The organism is Allocatelliglobosispora scoriae, from assembly GCF_014204945.1.
GTDB classification, from domain to species: Bacteria; Actinomycetota; Actinomycetes; order Mycobacteriales; family Micromonosporaceae; genus Allocatelliglobosispora; species Allocatelliglobosispora scoriae.
In genome coordinates, this window is record NZ_JACHMN010000003.1 from 2349611 (window position 1) to 2372097 (window position 22487).

At 69.3% G+C, this 22487-nt stretch carries 17 protein-coding genes; 9 read left to right on the plus strand and 8 right to left on the minus strand.

Annotated elements, in window-relative coordinates:
- Positions 1-31 precede the first annotated feature (31 nt).
- A complete protein-coding gene (gene araA, locus F4553_RS36750) occupies positions 32-1540 on the plus strand; it encodes an L-arabinose isomerase (RefSeq protein ID WP_184845760.1) in 1509 nt (502 codons plus the stop codon).
- Between the two features lie 404 nt (positions 1541-1944).
- On the opposite strand, the gene F4553_RS36755 is transcribed toward araA, so the two are convergent.
- Positions 1945-2514, minus strand: a complete 570-nt coding sequence (locus tag F4553_RS36755) for a GNAT family N-acetyltransferase (RefSeq protein ID WP_312875532.1) — start codon at positions 2512-2514, stop codon at positions 1945-1947.
- A gap of 26 nt (positions 2515-2540) precedes the next feature.
- The gene (locus tag F4553_RS36760) at positions 2541-3767 is read right to left on the minus strand and encodes a helix-turn-helix domain-containing protein (RefSeq protein ID WP_281395578.1); all 1227 of its coding nucleotides are present in this window, start codon (positions 3765-3767) and stop codon (positions 2541-2543) included.
- Between the two features lie 671 nt (positions 3768-4438).
- Between F4553_RS36760 and F4553_RS36765 the strand changes: the two genes are divergently transcribed.
- Positions 4439-4720, plus strand: a complete 282-nt coding sequence (locus tag F4553_RS36765; protein WP_184845764.1) for a hypothetical protein — start codon at positions 4439-4441, stop codon at positions 4718-4720.
- A gap of 63 nt (positions 4721-4783) precedes the next feature.
- Here the strand turns inward: F4553_RS36765 and F4553_RS36770 are convergent, their stop codons facing one another.
- The 3 genes from F4553_RS36770 to F4553_RS42695 form a co-directional block, all read right to left on the minus strand.
- A complete protein-coding gene (locus tag F4553_RS36770; protein ID WP_221470624.1) occupies positions 4784-5266 on the minus strand; it encodes a hypothetical protein in 483 nt (160 codons plus the stop codon).
- Between the two features lie 96 nt (positions 5267-5362).
- Positions 5363-5854, minus strand: a complete 492-nt coding sequence (locus F4553_RS36775; protein ID WP_184845766.1) for a hypothetical protein — start codon at positions 5852-5854, stop codon at positions 5363-5365.
- A 295-nt stretch (positions 5855-6149) separates the two neighbouring features.
- The gene (locus F4553_RS42695; protein WP_184845768.1) at positions 6150-7610 is read right to left on the minus strand and encodes a GGDEF domain-containing protein; all 1461 of its coding nucleotides are present in this window, start codon (positions 7608-7610) and stop codon (positions 6150-6152) included.
- Between the two features lie 190 nt (positions 7611-7800).
- Between F4553_RS42695 and F4553_RS36785 the strand changes: the two genes are divergently transcribed.
- On the plus strand, positions 7801-8919 hold the full coding sequence (locus tag F4553_RS36785) for a glycoside hydrolase family 183 protein (RefSeq protein WP_184845771.1): 1119 nt from the start codon (positions 7801-7803) through the stop codon (positions 8917-8919).
- 173 nt (positions 8920-9092) lie between these two features.
- On the plus strand, positions 9093-11039 hold the full coding sequence (locus F4553_RS36790; RefSeq protein WP_184845782.1) for a sensor domain-containing diguanylate cyclase: 1947 nt from the start codon (positions 9093-9095) through the stop codon (positions 11037-11039).
- Positions 11040-11173: 134 nt separating this feature from the next.
- Here F4553_RS36790 and F4553_RS36795 read toward each other — a convergent pair whose 3' ends face one another.
- The 3 genes from F4553_RS36795 to F4553_RS36805 form a co-directional block, all read right to left on the minus strand.
- Positions 11174-11704, minus strand: coding sequence for a hypothetical protein (locus tag F4553_RS36795; RefSeq protein ID WP_184845785.1), 531 nt, complete (start codon positions 11702-11704; stop codon positions 11174-11176).
- A 68-nt stretch (positions 11705-11772) separates the two neighbouring features.
- On the minus strand, positions 11773-13260 hold the full coding sequence (locus F4553_RS41525; protein ID WP_246467585.1) for a hypothetical protein: 1488 nt from the start codon (positions 13258-13260) through the stop codon (positions 11773-11775).
- Between the two features lie 269 nt (positions 13261-13529).
- Positions 13530-14555, minus strand: a complete 1026-nt coding sequence (locus F4553_RS36805; RefSeq protein ID WP_184845787.1) for a LacI family DNA-binding transcriptional regulator — start codon at positions 14553-14555, stop codon at positions 13530-13532.
- 203 nt (positions 14556-14758) lie between these two features.
- On the opposite strand from F4553_RS36805, the gene F4553_RS36810 reads away from it, so the two are divergent.
- The 5 genes from F4553_RS36810 (at position 14759) to F4553_RS36830 (ending at position 22450) form a co-directional block, all read left to right on the plus strand.
- The gene (locus F4553_RS36810; protein WP_184845789.1) at positions 14759-16669 is read left to right on the plus strand and encodes a glycoside hydrolase family 127 protein; all 1911 of its coding nucleotides are present in this window, start codon (positions 14759-14761) and stop codon (positions 16667-16669) included.
- A 97-nt stretch (positions 16670-16766) separates the two neighbouring features.
- Complete coding sequence (locus tag F4553_RS36815; protein WP_184845791.1) at positions 16767-18053, plus strand: ABC transporter substrate-binding protein; 1287 nt, start codon at positions 16767-16769, stop codon at positions 18051-18053.
- Between the two features lie 59 nt (positions 18054-18112).
- Positions 18113-19069: a carbohydrate ABC transporter permease gene (locus F4553_RS36820; RefSeq protein ID WP_184845793.1), complete on the plus strand. Its 957-nt coding sequence runs from the start codon at positions 18113-18115 to the stop codon at positions 19067-19069.
- Positions 19070-19077: 8 nt separating this feature from the next.
- A complete protein-coding gene (locus F4553_RS36825) occupies positions 19078-19887 on the plus strand; it encodes a carbohydrate ABC transporter permease (protein WP_184845795.1) in 810 nt (269 codons plus the stop codon).
- A 79-nt stretch (positions 19888-19966) separates the two neighbouring features.
- Positions 19967-22450: a glycoside hydrolase family 127 protein gene (locus F4553_RS36830; RefSeq protein ID WP_184845797.1), complete on the plus strand. Its 2484-nt coding sequence runs from the start codon at positions 19967-19969 to the stop codon at positions 22448-22450.
- Positions 22451-22487 lie beyond the last annotated feature (37 nt).

Below are 22487 nucleotides of genomic sequence, written 5' to 3' on the forward strand. Positions count from 1 at the left end.
TCCCCTCGTACCCATCGGAAGGCTCAACCCTATGATCTCCAACGCCGATCCAGCCGAGATCTGGCTGCTCACCGGCTCGCAGGGCATGTACGGCCAGCGCACCCTCGACCAGGTCGCCGAGCAGTCCCAGCGGATCGCCGAACTGCTCGACGCCAGCCCCGCCATCCCGGCCCGCGTCGTGTGGCAGCCCGTGCTCACCTCCAGCTCCGAGATCCTCGCCATCTGCCAGCGGGCCGGTGCCGCTCCGCGGACGATCGGCGTGATCGCCTGGATGCACACGTTCTCGCCCGCGAAGATGTGGATCGCCGGGCTCGACGCGCTGCGCCGGCCGCTGCTGCACCTGCACACGCAGGCCAACATGGAGCTGCCGTGGGGCGAGATCGACATGGACTTCATGAATCTCAACCAGGCCGCGCACGGAGACCGGGAGTTCGGCTACATCCAGACCCGGCTCGGCGTGGCCCGCACGACGGTCGCCGGTCACGTCGACGACCCCCGGGTGACCACTCGGATCGGCTCGTGGGCGCGGGCCGCGCTCGGCTTCCACGAGATGCGCTCGCTGCGCCTGGCCCGCTTCGGCGACAACATGCGCGATGTCGCGGTCACCGAGGGGGACAAGGTCGAGGCGCAGCTCCACTTCGGAGTCTCGGTCAACACCTACGGCGTCAACGACCTGGTCGAGGCCGTCGACGCCGTCAGCTCATCGGCGGTCGACGAGCTCGTCGAGGAGTACGCCGACTCGTACTCCCTGGCTGCGTCGCTGCGTGCCGGGGCCGACCAGCACGAGTCGCTGCGCTACGCGGCCCGGATCGAGGCCGGGCTGCGCACGTTCCTGGCTGCGGGCGGGTTCCGGGCGTTCACCACCAACTTCGAGGACCTGGGCGGGCTGCGGCAGCTGCCGGGGCTGGCGGTGCAGCGGTTGATGGCCGACGGATACGGGTTCGGCGGCGAGGGGGACTGGAAGACATCGGTGCTGGTGCGGACGCTGAAGGCGATGTCCGCCGGCCGGCCCGGGGGAACGTCCTTCATGGAGGACTACACCTATGACCTGACGCCCGGGGAGGAGCGGATCCTGGGGGCGCACATGCTGGAGGTGTGCCCCAGCATCGCGGCCGGCGTCCCCAGCTGCGAGATTCATCCGCTCGGCATCGGCGGCCGGGAGGACCCGGTGCGGCTCGTCTTCGACGCTGCTCCCGGGCCCGCGGTGGTGCTGGGGCTCGCGGACATGGGGGAGCGGTTCCGGCTGGTCGCCAACGAGATCGACGTGGTGCCGCCGTCGGCGCCGCTGCCGAAGCTGCCGGTGGCCCGGGCCGTGTGGAAGCCCCGGCCGGACCTGCCCACCTCCGCCTCGGCGTGGCTGACGGCCGGTGGGCCGCACCACACCGTGCTGTCGCAGGCCGTCGGGGTGGACGAGCTGCACGACCTGGCGGAGATGACGCGGACCGAGCTGCTGGTGATCGACGCCGCCACCTCCGGGCGGCAGTTCGCCAACGAGATGCGGTGGAACCAGGCGTACTACCGGCTGGCCCGGGGTTTCTGATCTTCACTGTTCTGCCCTAGACCCCCCGGCAGGGGCCCATGGTCGGCGCGGCTTTCCAGAGCCGCGCCGACCATGTGGGGATAACGTGCTTTTGGCGGGGCCCGAACGTGCAAAACCCTGACGGCGAACAATCTGGCTTAGTGGCACGGAGCCGACCTGATCTTGTTCCGATGTGATGTCAGGCGGGACGGTGCGGGAATGTAGCCTGCTTTCGTTGTGGCCGGTATCAGCCTTGTCTGCATCAGCGTCGGCTTTGTGCGGTGTTGAATTCCCGCGACCGATTCAGCGCGAGCGGCAGCCTATGAGGCCTTAACTGTGCCCGTGATGGCTACTTCAGCCTCCTAGAACGAAGGCGACTGTAGGAATGGTCTTACCCTGTCCCCGCGATCGTCGGTCCATGGTCGTCAATTGGCCGTTCCATGCGTGCGGAGATCGAGCACCATGGCTTCAAAGACCGGCGAATCCTCGAAGGGCTTCAACCTGCCCAGAAGCCGCCAGCCCCAAGCGGAGTATGCGGACTGCGCTGGAATGTTGTCGGCCTCCACCAGGAGGGTGGCACGTTCCTCAGTTCGATCAATGAGTAACGCATCGTGTAACTGCCTACCGATGCCTTGTCTGCGCCATGGTTCGCGAATCATGATCTCCGCGACGGCTACGGTTCTGCTGCCGGTCTCGGTCAGGAGAGTGGGATCAATCTCGTCGAGGAAACCGCGCCACCAGCGAGATGTCTCAGGAAGGGTGTAACCCAAGGCATAGCCGGTGATTTCGGAGTCCAGATGAGCTATGACGATCCTGAAGCCGGTTCGTGTGGCGTACGCCGTGAGCCGTTCCCAGTATCGAGGCAGCCCGGAGAACGGGTCATCGAGTTCGTCTGCGTAGACCTCGGCGTAGATGTCGAGCAACGGTTCGCGCAGCTCCTCCAGCTCTGAAGCGCCGTGGGTGGTGATGTGTAGGGCGTCGTTGGGGGTGGTCACGTAGAGCTCCTTAGTTCCTGTTCGTGCTAAGCCCTGACCGCGTGCCGTGCAAGGAACTCCGCTGCTGCGTGTTCACGCCTATGCGGCCTGAGCTGCGCAGCGGTGAGATCAAGCTCGCGACTCAGCCGCCAACTTGTGACGGTGCTGCCCATGTCGTCCAGAGCCTTCTGAGCTGCGTCGGCGGCCTGCTCTACGTCGCGCGTAGCGCCGAGGTGAGCGCGGGCGATGCGCGCGCGGTAGATCGCGCGAGTGCGGGTGTACCCGTCTCCATATCCGGCTATCGCGCGTGCGAGCAGATCGACGGCTCGCCGGTTATCCCCGAGATCCAGCGCGCACGTGCCCTCCATCCCGTCAAGCTCAGCGGGGGACACGAACAACGTCCAGGCGTCCGGCTCCCGCTCGGACTCGGCGTCGAAGATGTTCCGGGCGGCTGCCATGGCACGGTCGGAGTCGGCGGGCTCGCCCGCGAGCGCACCTGCTCGCGCGAGTCTGAGCTGAATGAGGATGCGCAACCGCGTGTAGCGGTCAGTGGCAGATGCCGCACGGTCGGCTGCTTCCGCCCACCGCCGAGCCTGGTGCGGATTGCCGGCCATGTTGGCCTGCAAGGCCAGGTCGGATAAGGCGTGATACTCGACCTCCGGATCATCTGCCTGACGCGCGATGCCGAGCGCCTCATGAAGGCAAGCGCGAGCGACATCAAGGTGCCCTGCGTCGGCGGCGAGCCAGCCGGCACACATCTGCATCCTGCTGACAGCTTCCATGAGGCGGTCACCGACCGTGCTGCTGTAGCTCATGTGATCGAGCCAGCCGTATGCCTCCTGCGCATATCCGATGGCAGCCTGCCAGAGACTCTCGCTCCCGTGCAGGTAGTCCATGGCGTAGAGCCGGTCCGCGCGTTGCGTGAGCCGCTCGACGTCGCTGATGCCGAGTCGGGTCCCCGGGGTGATGCCGGGGATCAGGCTGACGAGTGCTGAGCCTGCAGCGCCGGCAACCAACGTCCGTCGTTTCATGTTCTGGGACGCTACCTTCGTTTGCCGAGCCGCCGCTTCTCGTTTCATGATCGTGACAAGCTCGCCATTGGCATTGAGAGCCATGTCGATGGCTCGAATCATCGCCTCGGACGGCCGAGCCTTGCCATTCTCGATCTTGCTTAGCTGCCCGTAGTCCGCCGGTACAACTGTTCCTAGCTGCCGTAACGACATCGCTCGGTCCGTTCGAACGCGCCGAAGTGCCTCGCCAAGAGTCTCACTCATTCTGGCAATCCCGTCCGTCGTGAATGGTGTTGGGAACCCGATCGGGCCAACTGCCAACACTCCATGGATCTGTCGTGCGTCCTGCACGCTGAGTAATGGGACGGGCGGGGGATTGAGATGGCCTCTCTCCCGCTCGTTTCCAAGCCTACGAGGACGAGTAGAGGAGATCAATGACTGTCACCGTGTCGACTGTCGAATCCGTCGATTTGAAGGATCCGCCTGTTCCCCCACCTGCTGGCTGCTCCAACGTGACCATGTGGCGCCGGGCGCGGCGGGCGTACGAGCGGCACCTGCCAACCCAGGCTGGCGCCTGCCCCACATGTCCGCCGTGGCTGACGTGTACCGGCTTGGAACTCGCTCGTGCTGGCATGGCGACCGCGCTGGGTGCGGAGGTCTTGGGTTCAGCGTACTGGCGCAAGTACGAAGCAATGCACTACGCGGAGTCTTGGAGGATCGCGTGAATCGCGGCAAGTGGGCGAGTCTGTTCGGCACGAGTCGTGTCGGCCTCAACGAGGCAGCGGACGACCCGGCGCAGGCAGTCGGCAGTGATCACAACGTCAAGCTCTGGAGCGCAAGCAAAGAGGTCTCGTGGAACACGAGGACGACCACGCTGGTGATCATCGCGAGCGGACTTCGCAGAGGAAGATCTCGACCGAACAATGGGAAATCCGATGACCGATAATCTGACCAAGCCGCCCTTCGATCTGGCGAGTCCGCCGGAGGATCCGCCTGAGGCGTGCGTGGATCCGGTGATGTGGGCGACCGCCCGTGAGCTGCTCGCCGAGCACGAACCCGTCGACGGCTACTGCGAATCCTGCGAGACAACGGAATTCCCGTGCGCCGGTCGCAGCCTCGCCGACCAGGGACTCCAGACATCCTGCGGGGTACGGGCTCCGATGTGGGACTTCTGGACCCACCTGATGCAGGTCAAGGCGGAGCACGCCGAGCACTGACCGCAAAGTGCGGTCGGCGCTGCTTCCAGAGCTGCGCCGACCGCGCGGGGCCTCGCCTGACCTTCATGTGATCGAAGGCAGCAGCAGCGACAGGGTCAATACCCACAGCAGAATGGTCGATGTCAAGATGAACGCGATGATGTAGGTCTCGTGCCAGCGGATGAAATTCCGACGGTTCGGGGGCTTCCGGAACCCCGGATAGACCGCCTCATCGGTCAGCTCGCACTCTTCGCGGCGATAGTCCAGCCAGCTCAGCATCCCCACGAAGATGAGCATCGAACAGAACAGACCCACGAGTGTGAGCAGGCTGAGCAGGCCGATGATGCTCGCCTTCGCTGTGGCTGCCGTCAGCCCCCAGGACGTACGGCTGGCGAAGACGAGCAGCGCGCCGCCGCCGAGCGCAGTCGCCAGAGTCTGGTAGACGGTCAGGTATCGGTGGACATTCTCATTCACCGAGTTCAATTGCTGGAGAATGTAGCGATAGCGTTCGAGCTCGTACTCGCCGCTTCTCGCGGATGTCGACCGTTCCAGGGGCGGATGATTCACATGTCTCCGATCCAATGCCCATGCTGTGCGTATTGGATGATCGAGTGTGGACACTACCGCTTGACGTCCGGCGACGGGTGTGCCGACCACGCGGGATCAGCTGCTGGGCAGGCGGACCGACCCCTCAGGCCAGAGCACCGTCACCGGAAGACCGCGCTGCCGGGCCTGCTCGACGGCGGCACCCGTGCCGCCCCGGTCGGCGGACGGCTGCCCGTCCCACACCGCGATCATCAGGTCGCACGACGAGAGCAGCACCTCGTTGGCGGCCTCGTAGGCCGCCCTGCCCGCCCGGCGGTAAGGCATGGTCCGCACCCGGGATGCCCTGCTGACCAGCGAATCGAACTGAACCGCGTGCTCCGGCTTCACCTTGCGCTCGCGGTAGTCGGCGGACGGCAGGACCACCTCCAGCGCACCGCCCAGCTCCAGCACGATCTCGGCGAAGATCGAGTCGGCCCCGCCCGCGACGCAGCTCACGCCCACAAAATCACTTCCGGTGTACGCCATGAGCACCTCCCTGATCGCGGCCCTGACCAGCACGACCGTCTCCGGCGCCAGGCGTATGTGTCCGGTGATGCCGATGCGTGCCAAAACCTCTCCCAAGTCACGAAGTCAACGCCCGGAGACCGGAGCCGCGCCCATGATCCTCCGACCCTCTCATGATCGTGCTTGTTCCCGGAAGTAGTCCCCTCCGACGGTGTCGGTAGGGCTTGTTTCCGGGAAGAAGCACGATCAAGCACGTTGGTAGGGGCGGTTTCCGGGAATGTGCGCGATCACCGCCGCCCGCGCCGCGCCAGCCCGCGCCGCGCCCGCCCGCGCCTGAACCCGCGCTTAGGACCAACTCTTGAAGAGTTGCGGCGATCTTGGCTTGCGGCGGTCTTGGCGGTCAGGCGGACGCTCGACGGGGGCGGTCGGGGGTGGGGGCCTTCTCGGCGTACATGGCGGCGTCTGCCTGCTCTATCAGGTCTTCTGCCGTGAGCTCGGGGAGGTCGACCGGGCTGGTGACGATGCTGCCGATGCTGGCGCTGATCGTGACCTCGCCGGACGCGTGGCAGAACGGCGGCCGCAGGGCCTCGGTGATGCGGCGGCGTACCCCGGCGACATCGGCCGGCCCGGCGTCGCGGACGAGCATGACGAACTCGTCACCGCCCATCCGGCCCACGATGTCGTTCTGGCGCAGGGAGGAGCGCAGCCGCTCGGCGACGTCGGTGAGGAGGCGGTCGCCGACGGTGTGGCCGTACTCGTCGTTGACCCGCTTGAACGCGTCGAGGTCGCAGAAGACGAGCACGAATCCGTGCTGGCCGCGCAGCTCGGCGGAGAGGAGTTCGCTGAAGCCGCGCCGGTTGAGCACGCCGGTGAGCGGATCGTGCTGGGCGAGGTGGCGCAGCGCGGCCTGGGAGCGGTCCAGCTGCTTGCCGAGCAGGCCGATCCGGACGATCACCAGCCCGACCATGAGGACCGAGAAGAAGATCAGGAACACGCCGTCGACGGGGCGGTGCTGGATGAGCCGGACGCCCGCGACCAGCGGGGCCGCGAGCAGCGTGAACGCCATGAAGGTCAGCCGGCCGGGACCGAGCCGGTCCGGGCGCTCCGCACCGATGCGGGCCAGCTCCACGAGGCCGGCGGAGTCGATGCTCGCGAGCCCCAGCGTGGCGTAGGTGACGAGGAACAGCATCGCCCCGGCCGTCCCGGCGCCGCTGTCCGGCCAGCCGCCGGTGAGCACGGATCCGGCGAGGTTGCAGGCGACCGCGACGAGCAGCAGCCGCAGCACGGGATTGGCGGCCGGGTCGGTGTCGATCAGCCGCAGCAGTGCCCCGGCCGTCCCGGCGAGGACCATCACGACGACGGCCAGCGACGCCGCCTCGGCGCCGTCGCGGCCGATCGACTGCAGCTGCGGCAGCAGCACCATGTTCCACAGCAGCCCGCCCACGACCATCGCGGCGAGCGCCGCGTCGATCAGGCCGCCGATGTCGTTGCGCCCGCGGCGCATGACGACCGCGATCGCCGCGCTCAGCACCATCAGGCTCGCGACGGCGGAGGCCACGTTCAGGGCGACATCCACGACGGGTACGCGGGCAGCCGGCACCGCGAGCACCGTGGTCGTGATCGCGGCGAGCGTCATCGCGGCGACCAGCAGCCGCCATGGACTCCGCAGCCCCGCGGGGATGCCGCGCAGGGCCGCGGCCACCGGGAGGACCACCATCCAGGAGACCCCGACGAACAACCACTGGCGGACGGCGGACGGCAGAAACGGGTAGACCGCGAGGGAGGTGATCGTGACAGCGATGATCAATCCGGCGGCCAGGAGGCGCGGCCGCCGGATTCCCCGCACTTCCGGAGTCACCACATACCTACTTTAATCGGCACCATACGCATAAAAGGCCATGGGGTTGACGGCTGTGACCGAGCAGGCAGAACTGCGGTGAAGGAAACCTTCAGCTACGACATGATCGAGGGAATCTATTGACAATTGCCGGGCCGGGCAGCTTCACTACTCGCCAAGGGCTGACAGTCATCGATATGAGAGGCCGACCCCCATGACACTCAATCGCCGCTCCCTGCTGGGGCGGATCGCGGTCACCGGGGTGGCCGCGGCGGTCGTGCCCACGCTGGCCCTGCCCGGCTCCGCCCAGGCGGCCACCTGGAAGAAGCGCCTCACCGGTGCCGACCTCGACACCAACAGCCGCTGGCGGGTGGCGGGCACGGATCTGGGCATCCCGTACGTCCTGGAGAACGGGTCCATCGGCTACCTCTTCGGGGACACCTTCAACACGCCGTGGCCCGAGGGACCGCCGCTGCCCAACGACTGGCGCTCGCCGGTGATGCTGCGCTCCGCCGTCCACCCCGGCGCCGCCGGCGGGGTGGTCTTCGACAGCGCGGCCCGGGTCGCCGGGAACGGGCGGGCACCCGAACTCATGCACAACGGCCACAACGGGATCGGCATCGACGGGCTGTGGGAGGTGACCGTCATCCCGAACGACGGGATCAGCTTCCCGGAGACCGGACGCCAGCTCATCTCCTACATGAGCATCGAGAACTGGAACTCCGGCGGCCCCAACGGTCCGCAGTGGAAGTCCCGGTACGCCGGACTCGCCTACTCCGACAACGGCAACGACTTCACGCGTACCCCCCTGAAGTGGTGGAACAACGGCGGCAACAGCGACCCCTTCCAGATGTGGACGATGCAGCGCGAGGGCGACTGGGTCTATGTCTTCTCGGTGCGATCGGGGCGCCAGGACGGTCCGATGATGCTGCGCCGGGTCCGCTGGGACCGGCTCTTCGACCAGGCCGCCTATGAGGGCTGGGGCTGGAACGGCAGCAACTGGGGCTGGGGCCGCCCGTGCACGCCGATCCTGACCGGCCGCTTCGGCGAGCCGTCGGTGCGGCGGCTCAGCGACGGCACCTGGGTGATGGCCTACCTCAACTGCGTCACCGGCTGCATCGTCACCCGCACCGCCACCGGCCCGGACCGGGTCTGGACCGCCGAGAAGGTCCAGGTCACGCCGTGGCAGGAGCCGGCGCTCTACGGCGGCTTCATCCACCCCTGGTCCAGCAGCGCCGCCAACGGGCTGCACCTGATGGTCTCCAAGTGGACCCGGAACCCGGACGGCCGGAGCACCGCCTATCACGTCAGCCAGTTCGTCGGCTCCGCCTAACCCCGGCATCAGGCTCTCGCCTACCTGCGTGACGCTCCCGGGTGAGCCGGGATCTCCCGTGAATCCGGATGAGATGCACCAAGAGCCGCGTATTGTTGGCGGGCAGCGGCCTACGTGCTGCGGTGAGCGCGGGCCGTGAAGTGTCGACGGCCACCGGGTGGCGGAGGCGACCGATGGCCGTGACGTGGCGGGGTCACGTGGCCAGGATCGCGACCGACCGGCTGGTCATCGCGCTGGCACTGGGCGCGGCGCTGTCGATCGGGCTGATCGGCGCCGCCGAGGCCGCGACCGGAGCCTCGATCTCCTGGGCCGTGCAGGTCGCGCTCGACGTGGTCTTCGTCCTCCTGGCCCGGCAGGTCGCCGAGCGCTCGACCGGCGCGCCACCGGTGCGGCGGTTCTGGCGGTTGACCGCGATCGGCGGCACGCTCTTCACCGTCGGCGACCTGATCCAACTCCGGGTGTCCTGGGGCGATGCCGACGCCAGCGCCGCGGGCGGCGTCGCGCAAACGATCATGGTGGGCGCCGGTGCCGGCTGTGTCGCCTGGGCGCTGCTCACCTACCCGCTCCAGGTCCAGGGCAGAGAACAGCTGCGGGTACGCCTCGACGCCGCCACGGTGATGTGCGGTGTCGCGGTGCTGACCTGGTCGGCGACCGTCCGGGAGGCCTTCCTGCCCGTCACCTCGCCCGAGCTCGCCAGCACCGTGCTCGGCGCCTGCCTCATGCTCGCGTCGGCGTTCGCCGTGGTGCGCCTGATCCTCAGCGGCTCGGCCCCGTTCACCCTCGCGGCCGGGCTCACCGGCGGCCTCGGCGCCCTGCTGGTCGGCATCGGCACCGCGCTGAACACCGCCGTCGCCGAGGCGACCGAGATCAGGGCGCTGCTGGTGGCGCGCCTGCTGCCGAGCTTCCTCATCGCCGTCGCCCCGCGCATCCAGCTGCTTCAGATGCGTACCGGGGCGGCGGAGCAGCACCGCCGTCGGCCCGCCGCCTACAGCTGGCTGCCCTACGCGGCGATCGCCGGCACCGACCTGCTGCTCGTCGTCCAGCTGTTCCGCGAAGGGCTCACCGTACGCAGCGGTGGCACCCTGCTCGGCGTCGTGGCGACGACCGCGCTGGTGATCGCGCGCCAGCACGTGGCGTTCACCGACAACGCGCAGCTGCTCGCCGACGTCGACCGCAGCATGCTGGAGCTGCGCCACCAGGAGGAGCGGTTCCAGTCCCTGGTCCAGCACTCCTCGGACATCACCATGCTCATCGACCGTGCGGGCCGGGTCGTCTACGCCAGCCCGGCGCTGGAGCGTCAGCTCGGCATCGACCCCCGGCACGCCGTCGGGCGATCGGCGCTGGAGGTGCTGCGGCCCGAGGACCTGCAGGCGGCCAGGGACACCTTCCGCGATCTCGCGCGCGGCCTCACCGGCAACATGGCGCTCCAGCTGGAGGTCCAGCCCGCCGACGGCCCGCCGCGCTGGCTGGAACTGGTCATCACCAACCTCCTCGACGACGCCAGCGTGGCGGCGATCGTGGTCAACGGCCGCGACGTCACCGAGTCGCGGCAGCTCCAGGACCGGCTGCGCCACGAGGCCACCCACGACTACCTCACCGGCCTCGCCAACCGCGCGCTGCTCGACGCCCGGATGCGCGACACGCTGCGGCACGACGACACGGGCGGTCGGCTCGCCGTCCTGATCATCGATCTCGATCGGTTCAAGGCGGTCAACGACCGGCTCGGGCACCACGTCGGCGACCAGCTGCTCGTCATCGTCGGCGACCGGCTGCGCGAGTGCGTACGGGTGCGCGACACCGTGGCCCGGCTCGGCGGGGACGAGTTCGCGATCCTGCTGACCGACACCTCGACCGCCGGCGCCCAGGCGACCGCGACCCGGATCCTGGCGGCGCTCGCCACCCCGGTCCGGGTCGGCGACCACGAGCTGGAGGTCCGGGCCAGCATCGGCATCGCCGTCACCTGCACGCCCGAGCAGTCCGATGCCGGGCAGCCCGCCGACCGCTCGACCGACCAGGTCGACGAGCTGCTGCGCGCCGCCGACGCCGCCATGTACCAGGCCAAGAGCAACCCGTCGGGCACCCGGATGCACGTCAGCGATCACTGCCGACCGTCCACATAAGAGCCGGTCCGCCGGCCGTGTCACGGTTTGCAGCAAAGCGTGGCCTCATTGCGTGAAATGACCACGCTTTGCTGCAAACCGTGACACGGGATAGCACCAGCTCTTGGAGAGTTGCGGTGATGGGGGGTGGCGGATCATCGGCGGCGGCGGGACCGGGTGGTGACTGCCAGGGCGGTGATTGCCAGGGCGGCGAGGACCGTGGCGGTGGCGAGGACGGTCAGGGGGACCGCCGGGCCTGATGCCGCAACCGGGGGCGCCGCGGCGGGCGGGGGTGCGCAGTCGTGGGTCTGCGCGGGGGCGGCGGGGCCGACGGCGAGGGTGGCGGTGCAGAAGCCGACCCCGGGAGCGGCGATGTCGACCGTCACGCTCCACCGGCCCGACGGGAGGGTCGCGGCGTAGGCGAGGGTGGCCGGGTCGTGGGGGAGGGCACGCAGCGGGGCCACCGGAACGGCGTCGCCGGTGCCGCTCGTGGCACTCATCGTGGCGATCGAGGGTGCGTCGATCGGATGGCCGTCGTCCCAGGTCACGGTCACCCAGACGGAGCCGTGGCCGTCGTGGTGCAGCGTGGGGCGTACCCCCTGGTGGGCGTGCGCGGGCGGCGCGAGGGTGAGGACGGCGCAGGCGATCAGCGCGAGGGCGGCGAGCAGCCGGGGCAGGGCGGGCATGGCGGACTCCCGAGACGGGGCGGGGTGGGCAGCCGGGCCCGGTGGGAGCGGGCCCGGCTGCCGCCGGATCAGCTGGTGACCTTGACCTCGAGCAGGCCGACGGAGCCGGCACCGCTGGTGAGGGCGATCCGCAGCCTCGTGGTGCTGAGGCTGGTGAAGGTGACCCGGTTGTACTGGTTGGCCGCGATCGGGTAGCCGCTCGCACCGGTGACGGCGACGTATGCGCTGCCGTTCCAGGCCTGCAGCGTCCAGGACGCGGGCAACCGCACCCCGTTGGCGTCGTCGAAGAAGTAGACGTCGGCGACGCGGACGGTCTGCGCCGACGACCAGGTCAGCTCCGCCCACTGCTGCCCGGTGTTGGGCCAGGTTCCCCAGCGGCGGTTGACCGTGTCGTTGGAGGACGGCGGATCGATGCCGTCGTTGATGGCGGCGACGCTCTCCCACGACGAGGTGTAGGAAGCACTGGGCGTCGCGGTGAGGGCGAGGTTCGGCGACGGCGGGGTGGTGCCGCCGCCCTTGATCAGGAAGAGGTTGTCGGCGACGTTGTAGTAGGTCGCGAGGTAGCTCCCCGCCGGTGGATTGGTGTGGTAATAGTCGTCGTGGTTGCAGTCCAGCCGCTGGTCGAAGGACTGGCTGGGGCAGTTGTACTTCAGGACGACATCGGGTCCGTCCTTGTAGCACATGACGTCGTACTCGTCGACGCAGTGCGCGGCGCCCGAGGCGTTGGGCGCGTTGTTGTTGACCGCGCCCAGCGTGTGGCCGAGCTCGTGCGCGGCGACACCCGCGGTCCAGCAGCCGTTGTCCGCCCGCGCCCACTCGGGGCCGGTGTTGGAGCGGTTGTCGGCCGCCTTGCGGGTGTCACCGGCGAAGCCGCCGATGCCGCAGAAGACGTTGGCGTCGACGAACTGGAGGTACTTGCGGTCCGTGCGGTTGTAACCGGCCGCCTTGACCGCGTTGAGCAGCGGCGCCCAGTCGTTGGCGGTGAGCGCCGAGTCCGCGATCTGCACGTTGCGGACCACCGGACGGCAGGCACCCGCCACGGTCTCGGTGACGTAGCGGACGTGGCGCTCGCCGCCGGTGGCCTTGGCGCTCTCGTTGAAGATGACGTCCACGGCCTCGGCGAGCTGCCGGAACGTCTCCAGGTACTGCGCATAGCGGTTGGTGGTGCCGTGGATGTAGAGCACCTCGACGCGCTTGCCGGTGGTGCCGTCGCCCTCGCAGACGGGCAGCGCCGGGGCGGCCGCCGTCGTGCCGCTTCGCGTCGGCACGGCGGCGATCGAGCGCTTGACCGAGAGTCCGGCCGGTGGCGCGTCCGGCCCGTGGGTGCACATCGCGGGGGAGACGCCGGTGACGCGGAAGAGCCCGGCGCAGGGTCCGGTCCGCTCGACGGCGAGTCCGGTGTAGACCATGCCGTTGGCGGCGTCGTCCGCGGGCAGGGTGCGGATGGATGCCCGCCGGTCGGCGGCGGCCGCGGTCGTGGGAACGCCGACGACTAGGGCGATCAGGGTGGCCGCGGCGATGAGCCATCGTCGGCGGCCGTGATGGGAGGGGGTCATGTGTGTCGTGTCCTTTCGGCGAGCGCGCCGGGCGGCGCGCGTCCGTGGGTGAGCTACGACGGACAGGGATCACGGCAGCAGGCATCGACTCTCGCCGCCGTGGAGATGCCGGGTGGGGGTGGCCCGGAGGATGATCGATCAGTGCCTATCTCAAACGCTTTCGGTACATTGGGCCAGACGCCCCACGAAGTGTCAAGGGCACTTCTACAGGTACGCAGGCAGAAGCGCTCGATGCCGCATGGCATCGAGCGCCGAAAGATTTTCGGTGGTCAGGACCGGGGCAGCGGCCCGGTCGACTCGCGGACGACGAGGCGGCACGGCTGGCGGATGACACCGCTGGGCCGCTGGCCGTCGAGCGCGGCGAAGAGCTGCTGCACCGCGGTCGCGCCGAGCCGCTCCATGTTGAGATCCACGGTGGTGAGCGGGATCCGGCAGTCGGCGGCGAAGACCTCCCAGTTGTCATAGCCGACGATCGCGACATCCTGGGGGATGCGCCGCCCGAGGTCGAGCAGCGCCTCGACGACACCGGTGGCGATCTGGTCGTTGCCGCAGAAGATCGCGTCGACGGTCGGGTCGGCGGTCAGCAGCGTCCGCGCGGCGTGCCGCCCCCAGTGCTGGGACCACTCGCCGAACAGCGGCCGGTCCCCGGCGAGGGTGAGCCCGGCCTCGGCGAGCACCCCGGCGAGCCCGGTGGCCCGGTCGCGGGCGGCCCGGTAGCTCTGCGGCCCGGTGATGTGGCCGATGCGGCGGCGGTTGAGCGAGACGAGGTGCTCCCCGGCGAGCCGCCCGCCGCCCTCGTCGTCGGCGAGGACGGAGAGGTCGGCCGGGTCGGTGGACTCGCCGTAGACGTAGACGACCGGGACGGGGATGTCCTGGGTGAGCGACGGGCGCTGGTCGTTGCTGTCGCCGATGACGATGAAGCCGTCGACCTGGCGGGCGATCATGGTGCGGATGTAGTGCTGGCGCCGGATCGCGTCGCCGCGGGCGTCGCAGAGCAGCACGGACATCTGCTCGTTGCCGAGCGAATTCTCCACACCGAGCAGGATCGGGATGCTGAACCGGCCGCCGAGCTCGTCGGTGAGCAGGCCGATGGTGCGGGTGCGCCCGGAGATGAGCCCCTTGGCCAGCACGTTGGGCTGGAAGGAGAGCTCCGCGGCGGCCTGCAGCACCCGTTGGCGGGTAGCGGGTGCGACCTGGTCCCGGGCGTTGAGCGCCTTGGACGCGGTGGCGACCGAGACGCCGGCGAGCCCGGCGACGTCGGTGAGGGTGACCGCTGATGATCTGCGCCTGCCCACGGAAATCCTTTCGAATGTTTCTGCTGCTCCGAAATGATTGCGGAGCGGTCCGAGCGTATCGCGGCAGCAGAGTTCTTGAAATACCTGGTGAGTTACCGATCTGTAACACGATCGAACCCTTGCCGAAAACCTTTTCGTAATTCATCGTGTATTCCACGCTGGTAGTGACCCAGCTCACCCGTACCTTGGCGCCGGAGGAACGAATGCTAGTCCACACGCACCCCGCAGACCTGACCGGCGGCCGACCCGTCGTGCCGTCTCGGACCGCGCTCCGCCCGCTGGGCCTGGCCGAGGCGAGGATCACCGGTGGGTTCTGGGCGTCGCGGCAGCAGGTCAACGGCGCGGTCACCCTGGACCACCACCGGTCCTGGCTGGACAAGCTCGGCTGGACCGGCAATTTCGATCCCGCCACCGGCTCGACCGGCTCGCCCGAGCGGCGCGGGCGGGAGTTCACCGACTCCGAGGTCTACAAGCTCCTCGAGGCGATGGCCTGGGAGGTGGGCCGCACCGGCGACGCCGACCGGGACCGGGAGGTCGTCGAGCTGACCGCGCTCATCGCGCGGGGCCAGTCGCCCGACGGCTACCTCAACACCGCCTTCGGCCGGCCGGGCCAGCGTCCCCGCTACAGCGACCTGGCGTCGGGCCACGAGCTCTACTGCACCGGGCACCTGCTGCAGGCCGCCGTCGCCCGGGCCCGCACCAGCGGGCCCGACCAGCTCCTCGACGTGGCCCGCCGCGCCGCCGACCACGTCTGCGACACCTTCGGCGAGGGCGGGCACACCGGCCTGTGTGGACACCCGGAGATCGAGACGGCCCTCGTCGAGCTGGCCCGGGTCACCGGCGAGCAGCGCTACCTCGACCAGGCCGCCCTCTTCGTGGCGCGCCGGGGGCACCGGTCGCTGCCGCCGCACCACTTCGGCTGGTCCTACTACAGCGACGACATCCCGGTCCGCGACGCCACGGTGCTGCGCGGCCACGTCGTCCGCTCCCTCTACCTCGCCTGCGGCGCGGTCGACGTGGCGGTCGAGACCGGCGACGCGGAGCTGCTCGGCGCGGTCGTCGCGCAGTTCGACCAGACGCTGGCCCGGCGCACCTACCTGACCGGCGGGATGGGGTCGCGCCACACCGACGAGGCGTTCGGCGACGACTTCATGCTGCCGGCCGACCGCGCCTACTCCGAGACCTGCGCCGGGATCGCCGCGATCATGCTCGCCTGGCGGCTGCTGCTCGCCACCGGGGAGATCCGCTACAGCGACATCATCGAGCGCATCCTCTACAACGTGCTCGCCGCATCGATCAGCGACGACGGCCGGTCGTTCTTCTACGCGCACACGCTGCACCAGCGCACCCGGACCGAGCTGCTGCCGCCCGACCAGGAGCAGCTCGGCTTCGGCGGCGGGCCGCGGGCGCCGTGGTTCGAGGTCTCCTGCTGCCTGGCGAACATCGCCCGGACGCTGTCGACACTCGCGACCTACCTCGCCACGGCGGACGGCGACGGGGTGCAGATCCACCAGTACGCCGACGCGGTGATCCGCACACCGCTGGACGGGGGCCGGGCGGTCGGCCTGCGGATGCGCACCTCCTACCCCGATGACGGCGCGGTCGGCATCGTGGTCACCGAGACCGCGCCCGGGCCGTGGAGCATCACGCTGCGCGTACCGGAGTGGGCGACGGAGGCGACGCTCGTCGACGGGGGCGAGCGTCGCCCGGTGACGGGCCGCACCGCCGTCGTCCGCCGGGAGTTCGCCGTCGGCGACGAACTGCGGCTGGAGCTGCCGATGCGCCCGCGCTGGACGTCGCCGGACCCCCGGATCGACGCCGTCCGCGGCTGCGTGGCGGTCGAGCGGGGCCCGCTGGTGCTCTGTGCGGAGTCGCCCGACCAACCCACCGACGACCTCGACCGGCTGCGGATCGACACCTCCGCCGCGCCCGTCGATGCAAGCGGCACGGTGACCGTCCTCGGTCACTTCGCCGAGCCCGACGACGCGGGCTGGCCCTACGGCCGGACCGTGCCCGAGGAGGAGCCCGCATCGCACCCCGTTGTCCTGGTGCCTTACCACAGCTGGGCCCGGCGCGGGCCGTCCACCATGCGGGTCTGGTTGCCCACCTCGTGACCAGGCCGGAGTCCGGAGATCCCACGTCTTCGGATGATCACCACAACACCCATTCCCCTTGTATTTTCTCCAGGAAGTTCCTGACAAAGGAGTCGGAGTGAAACGTAATCTCGCAGGCCGGACGACGAGTCTGCTGGCCGCGGCGCTGCTCGTCGCGGGGCTTTCGGCGTGTGCCGACGACAAGGCTGCGGACGCCACCAGCGTGGCCGGGGTCGACGACGGCGCCACCCTGACGCTGTGGACCCGGGCGGCGACGGAGTCGGTCACCAAGGCCTACGCCGAGGCTTACAACAAGACGCACAAGAACCAGGTGCAGGTCACGGCCTATCCGGGTGAGGAGTACCCGGCGAAGCTGGCGTCCGCCGCCGGCGCGAAGGCGCTGCCGGACCTCTTCGCGTCCGATGTGGTCTTCTCCGCGCAGTTCGCCTCCGAAGGGCTCTGGCAGGACCTCACCGCTCGCTTCGACGCCTCCGGTTTCAAGGGCAAGGTCGCCCCGGCCCACGTCGCGGCCGGCACCTGGGAGGGCAAGACCTACGCCCTGCCGCACACCATCGACATGTCGGTGATGCTCTACAACAAGGACCTCTACACCAGGGCGGGTCTGGACCCGGAGAAGGGTCCGACGTCGCTGACCGAGTACGCCGAGCACGCCCGCAAGATCGACGCGCTGGGCGGCGACATCAACGGCACCTACTTCGGCGGCAACTGCGGCGGCTGCGTCGAGTTCACCTTCTGGCCCTCGGTCTGGGCCGCCGGTGGCAACGTCATCGATGACAAGGGTCGCAATGCGAAGGTCGACTCCAAGGAGATGGCCGACGTCTTCGCCCTCTACCGCAAGCTCTACGACGATGGCGTCGCCGCGCCGGGCTCGAAGGACGAGGCGGGTCCGACCTGGCTCGGCGCCCTGCAGAACGGCAAGATCGGCATCGCGCCCGGCCCGTCGGTCTGGCTCGGGATCATCGAGAAGGCCGGTGTGAAGATGGGCGTCGCCCCGATCACCGGGCTCACCGGCGGCGAGTCGACCTTCGTCGGCGGCGACGCGATCGGCATCAGCGCCACCACGGCCAAGGGCAACCAGGCCTGGGACTTCATCAAGTGGACGATGTCCGACGAGGCCCAGATCGAGATCATCGCCAAGAACACCGGCGTGCCGTTCCGCACCGACCTCGCCGAGAACAAGTACTCCTCGGCCGACCCCCGGATCGTCATGATCAACAAGTTGATGGCGAAGGGCAAGACCCCCTATGCCCGCAACTTCAACGCCTCCTTCAACGACCCGCAGAGCCCCTGGCTGGCGACGGTGCGCGGTGCCCTCTTCGGTGACGCCGGCAAGGCGCTGACCGACGGCAACATTGCCATCAGCAAGTCACTGCAACAGAGCTGACCAGCGGTGGCCCGGCGTCCCCTCACCGCCGGGCCACCACCGCAGACCGGAGAAATCACATGCCCGTGACGGCCGCCTCCCCCCGGCGCGACCTGCACAGCGACACCGCCGCACCACCGGCGCCGACACCCCGGCGCCGTCGGGCCGCCCGCCGCCGCGCCCTGCTCGGCGCGCTCTACGCCACGCCCAACACGGTGATGGTGGGGCTGTTCTTCCTGGTGCCGCTGGGCCTGGTCATCTGGATGTCGCTGAACCGGTGGCCGCTGCTCGGCGCACCCACCGTCAACGTGCCGGAGAACTTCACCGGTGCTGCCGACAACGCGCTGCTCGGCGGGGCGATCTGGTTCACGCTGAAGTACACGCTGATCATGACGGTCGCGCTCTTCGTGCTCTCGTTCGGGCTCGCGCTGCTGGTGCAGCAGCGGCGGCGGGGGACCGGGTTCCTGCGGACCGCCTTCTTCATGCCGATGGCCGTCGGTTTCGCCAGCGCCTCGCTGCTCTTCCTGGGACTGCTCAGCGACGAGATCGGCCCGGTCAACGACCTGCTCGCCAAGGTCGGCCTGATCGACGGCTACGTCTCCTGGACCAGCGGCAGCGCCGACTCCGCGCTCGGCTCGGCGATCGTGCTGGTGCTGTGGCGCTTCGCCGGATTCAACATGCTCATCCTGCTCACCGGCCTGCAGGCGATCCCGCTGGAGCTCTACGAGGCGGCGCGGATCGACGGCGCCACCCGGGTGCAGGCCTTCCGCTCGATCACGCTGCCGCTGATGCGCCCCACGATCGCGCTGGTCCTGACGATGATGACGACCGGCTCGCTGCTCGCCTTCGACCAGTTCTGGATCCTCACCCGGGGCGGCCCCGACAACTCGACCACCTCCCTGGTGATGGTGATCTACCGCGAGGCGTTCATCCGCTTCGACCTCGGGTCGGCGGCCGCGATCTCCGTGGCGCTGCTCGGCGTCCTGGTCGTCTTCAACGTCATCCAGCTCGGCGTACTGCGCCGGCGGTCCCAGTGAGAGGCACCATGTCCAGCATCAGCTCCGCGTCACGGTGGGGCCGCCACGTCACCGGCGCCGCGCTCGCGATCCTCTTCCTGTCGCCGCTGCTGTGGAGCGGCTGGGCGTCGCTGCGCACCGACACCGGCTTCGGCCTGGAGAACTACGACCGGCTCTTCACCTCCGACAACGGCATCCGGCTGCAGCACGTGCTCAACAGCGTCGCGGTCAGCGCACTCACCGTCGTGGGCACGCTGGTCGTCGCCACCCTCGGGGGGTACGCCTTCGGCCGCTTCACCTTCCCCGGGCGAGACCTGCTCTTCCTGGTGACCCTGGCGATCCTGATGGTGCCCTACGCGACCATCCTCATCGCCCTCTACGTCCTGCTCGGCTGGATCGGCCTGCAGGACTCGCTGATCGGGCTGAGCCTGGTGCTGATCATGTTCCAGCTGCCGTTCTCGATCTTCATGATGCGCAACTCGTTCGAGGCGATCCCCAAGGAGCTGGAGGAGTCGGCCTACGTCGACGGCTGCAACAGCTTCTCGGCGCTGCTGCGGATCCTGCTGCCCGCGGTGCGGCCGGGACTGATCACCGTCGGCCTCTTCGCCTTCCTCACCTCGTGGAGCGAGTTCTTCGCCCCGCTGATCCTGCTCAACTCCACCGACAGGTTCACCACCACCCTCGCCGTGGTCAACATGCGTACGGCGAGCCACGGCTCGATCGATTACGCCGCGCTGGAGGCCGGAGTGGTCTTCATGGCGGTGCCCTGCCTGCTGCTGTTCGCCTTCATGCAGCGCAGCTATGTCCGCGGCTTCATCTCCGGCGCGCTCAAGGGCTGAGGCGGGGCTTCCGGGGCGTGAGGGGCGAACCGTGCCCGCATTGATCGACATGGCTCGATATTTGGAAGGAGTCTTTCCCATGCCCCCGCTATTCCTGTCCCGCCGCGCGCTGCTACAGAGCAGTGCCGCCGTCGCCGCAGGTGCGGCCGTCGGCGGACTCGCGACGGGTGCCCCCGCCCAGGCGGCCCGGCCCGACATCGGCGTCTCGGCCTACCCGTTCCCGCTCGGCGCGGTCGCCCTGCTCCCCGGGCCCTTCGCCGACAACACCGCCCGCACCCACGCCTACCTGAAGTTCCTCGACGCCGACCGGCTGCTGCACATGTTCCGGGTCACCGTCGGCATCGCCTCCTCGGCGACCGCCTGCGGCGGCTGGGAGTCGCCCAGCACGGAGCTGCGCGGCCACTCGATGGGCCACGTGCTCTCGGCGCTGGCCCAGGCCTACGCGAGCACCGGCGACACCGCCTTCAAGGCGAAGTCCGACTACCTCGTCACCTCGCTCGCCGCCTGCCAGGACCGGGCCACCGCCGCCGGGTTCAACGCCGGTTACCTCTCCGCCTTCCCGGAGAGCTTCATCGACCGGGTCGAGGCGCGGCAGCAGGTGTGGGCGCCTTACTACACACTGCACAAGACGATCGCGGGACTGCTGGACGCGTACCGGCTGACCGGTAGTGCTCTTGCTCTTGCGGTCCTGCAGCGCAAAGCGGCGTGGGTCGCGCTGCGCAACAGCCGGCTCACCTATGCCCAGCGGCAGAACATGCTCGACACCGAGTTCGGCGGCATGGCGGAGACGCTCACCAACCTCTACCAGCTCACCGACAACCCGGCGCACCTCACCACCGCGCAGTACTTCGACCACGCGGAGATCTTCGACCCGCTCGCGGCGAACACCGACGCGCTCGCCAATTACCACGCCAACACCCAGATCCCGAAGGCCCTCGCGGCGATCCGGGAATACCACGCCACCGGCACCACCCGTTACCGCGACATCGCCGTCAACTTCTGGACCATGGTCGTCAACCGGCACAGCTACGCCATCGGCGCCAACTCCAACGGCGAATACTTCAAGGCACCCGGCCGCATCGCCGGCGAGCTGTCCGACACCACCGCCGAGTGCTGCAACAGCTACAACATGCTCAAGCTGACCCGGCAGCTCTTCTTCACCACGCCGGGGCGCGCCGACCTGTTCGACTTCCACGAGAAGGCGCTCTTCAACCACCTGCTCGGTGCGCAGAACCCGGCCAGCGCGCACGGCTTCCACAGCTACTACACGCCGCTGCGGGCCGGCGGGATCAAGGCCTACAGCAACGACTACGACGACTTCACCTGCTGCCACGGCACCGGCATGGAGACGAACACCAAGCACGGCGACAGCATCTACTTCGTCAACGGCGACACGCTCTGGGTCAACCTCTTCATCGCCTCCGTGCTCACCTGGCCCGGCCGGTCGATCACGGTGCGGCAGGACACGACCTTCCCCCAGGCGGGCACCACCCGGCTCACGGTCACCGGTTCCGGCACGATCGACCTGCGGGTACGCGTACCCGCCTGGGCCGCCGGCGCGACGATCCGCGTCAACGGCGCCCTGCAGCCCGCGCCCGCGCCCGGCGGCTACGCGGCGATCAGCCGGACCTGGACCTCCGGCGACACCGTCGACATCACCCTGCCGATGGCGCTGACCCGGGAGTCCACACCGGACAACAGCGCGGTGCAGGCGGTCAAGGTCGGCCCGATCGTGCTCGCGGGGCAGTACGGCACCAGCAACCTCAGCGGGCTGCCCACCCTCACCGCGAGCACCCTCACGGCGACGGCGGACCCGCTGCGGTACACGGCGACGGCGAGCACGGGGCAGGTCACCCTGCTGCCGTTCTACCAGACCCACGGGCAGCGCTACAGCGTCTACTGGACCGTCAACGACACGCCGCCGCCGGTGCCGTTCGTGGCGCACTACCCCTTCGACGAGGGCAGCGGTACGACCGCCGCCGACGCCACCGGCAACGGCCGGACAGCGACCCTCGCCGGTGGCGCCACGTGGACCACCGGGCGCACCGGCAACGCCGTCAACCTCACCGGCACCGGTGCGTATGTGCAGCTCCCGCCCGGACTGCTCGCCGGGGCCACCGCCTTCACGGCCGCCTGTTGGGTGCGGCTCGACGCCGTCACTGCCTGGACCCGGATCTTCGACTTCGGCTCCGGGACCGGCGTCAACATGTTCCTCACCCCGCGCAGCTCCAGCGGCTTCCCCCGTTACGCCATCACCACCGGCGGGGCGGGCGCCGAGCAGCGCATCGACGGCACCTCGGCCCTGACCGCCGGGGTCTGGACCCATCTCGCCGTCACCCAGACCGGCAACCTCGGCGTGCTCTACGTCAACGGCGCCGAGGTCGCCCGCAACACCAGCCTCACCACCCGGCCCGCCGCGCTCGGCGCCACGACGAGCAACCGGCTGGGCCGATCCCAGTACGCCGGCGACCCGACCCTGGACGCGGCTCTGGACGGCTTCCGGGTCTACGCCCGGGCGCTGACCGCGGCCGAGGTCGCCAGCCTGCACTCCACCGGCTCCTGACTCGGCATCGGAGGTGATCAGCCCGAGAGTTCCGTTC

Excerpts from the sequence above, each read along its gene's own strand:
- araA (WP_184845760.1), top strand. The coding sequence starts at position 32 with ATGATCTCCAACGCCGATCCAGCCGAGATCTGGCTGCTCACCGGCTCG.
- F4553_RS36760 (WP_281395578.1), bottom strand. The coding sequence starts at position 3,767 with ATGAGTGAGACTCTTGGCGAGGCACTTCGGCGCGTTCGAACGGACCGA.
- F4553_RS36765 (WP_184845764.1), top strand. The coding sequence starts at position 4,439 with ATGACCGATAATCTGACCAAGCCGCCCTTCGATCTGGCGAGTCCGCCG.
- F4553_RS36785 (WP_184845771.1), top strand. The coding sequence starts at position 7,801 with ATGACACTCAATCGCCGCTCCCTGCTGGGGCGGATCGCGGTCACCGGG.
- F4553_RS36790 (WP_184845782.1), top strand. The coding sequence starts at position 9,093 with ATGGCCGTGACGTGGCGGGGTCACGTGGCCAGGATCGCGACCGACCGG.
- F4553_RS36795 (WP_184845785.1), bottom strand. The coding sequence starts at position 11,704 with ATGCCCGCCCTGCCCCGGCTGCTCGCCGCCCTCGCGCTGATCGCCTGC.
- F4553_RS41525 (WP_246467585.1), bottom strand. The coding sequence starts at position 13,260 with ATGACCCCCTCCCATCACGGCCGCCGACGATGGCTCATCGCCGCGGCC.
- F4553_RS36810 (WP_184845789.1), top strand. The coding sequence starts at position 14,759 with ATGCTAGTCCACACGCACCCCGCAGACCTGACCGGCGGCCGACCCGTC.
- F4553_RS36820 (WP_184845793.1), top strand. The coding sequence starts at position 18,113 with ATGCCCGTGACGGCCGCCTCCCCCCGGCGCGACCTGCACAGCGACACC.
- F4553_RS36825 (WP_184845795.1), top strand. The coding sequence starts at position 19,078 with ATGTCCAGCATCAGCTCCGCGTCACGGTGGGGCCGCCACGTCACCGGC.
- F4553_RS36830 (WP_184845797.1), top strand. The coding sequence starts at position 19,967 with ATGCCCCCGCTATTCCTGTCCCGCCGCGCGCTGCTACAGAGCAGTGCC.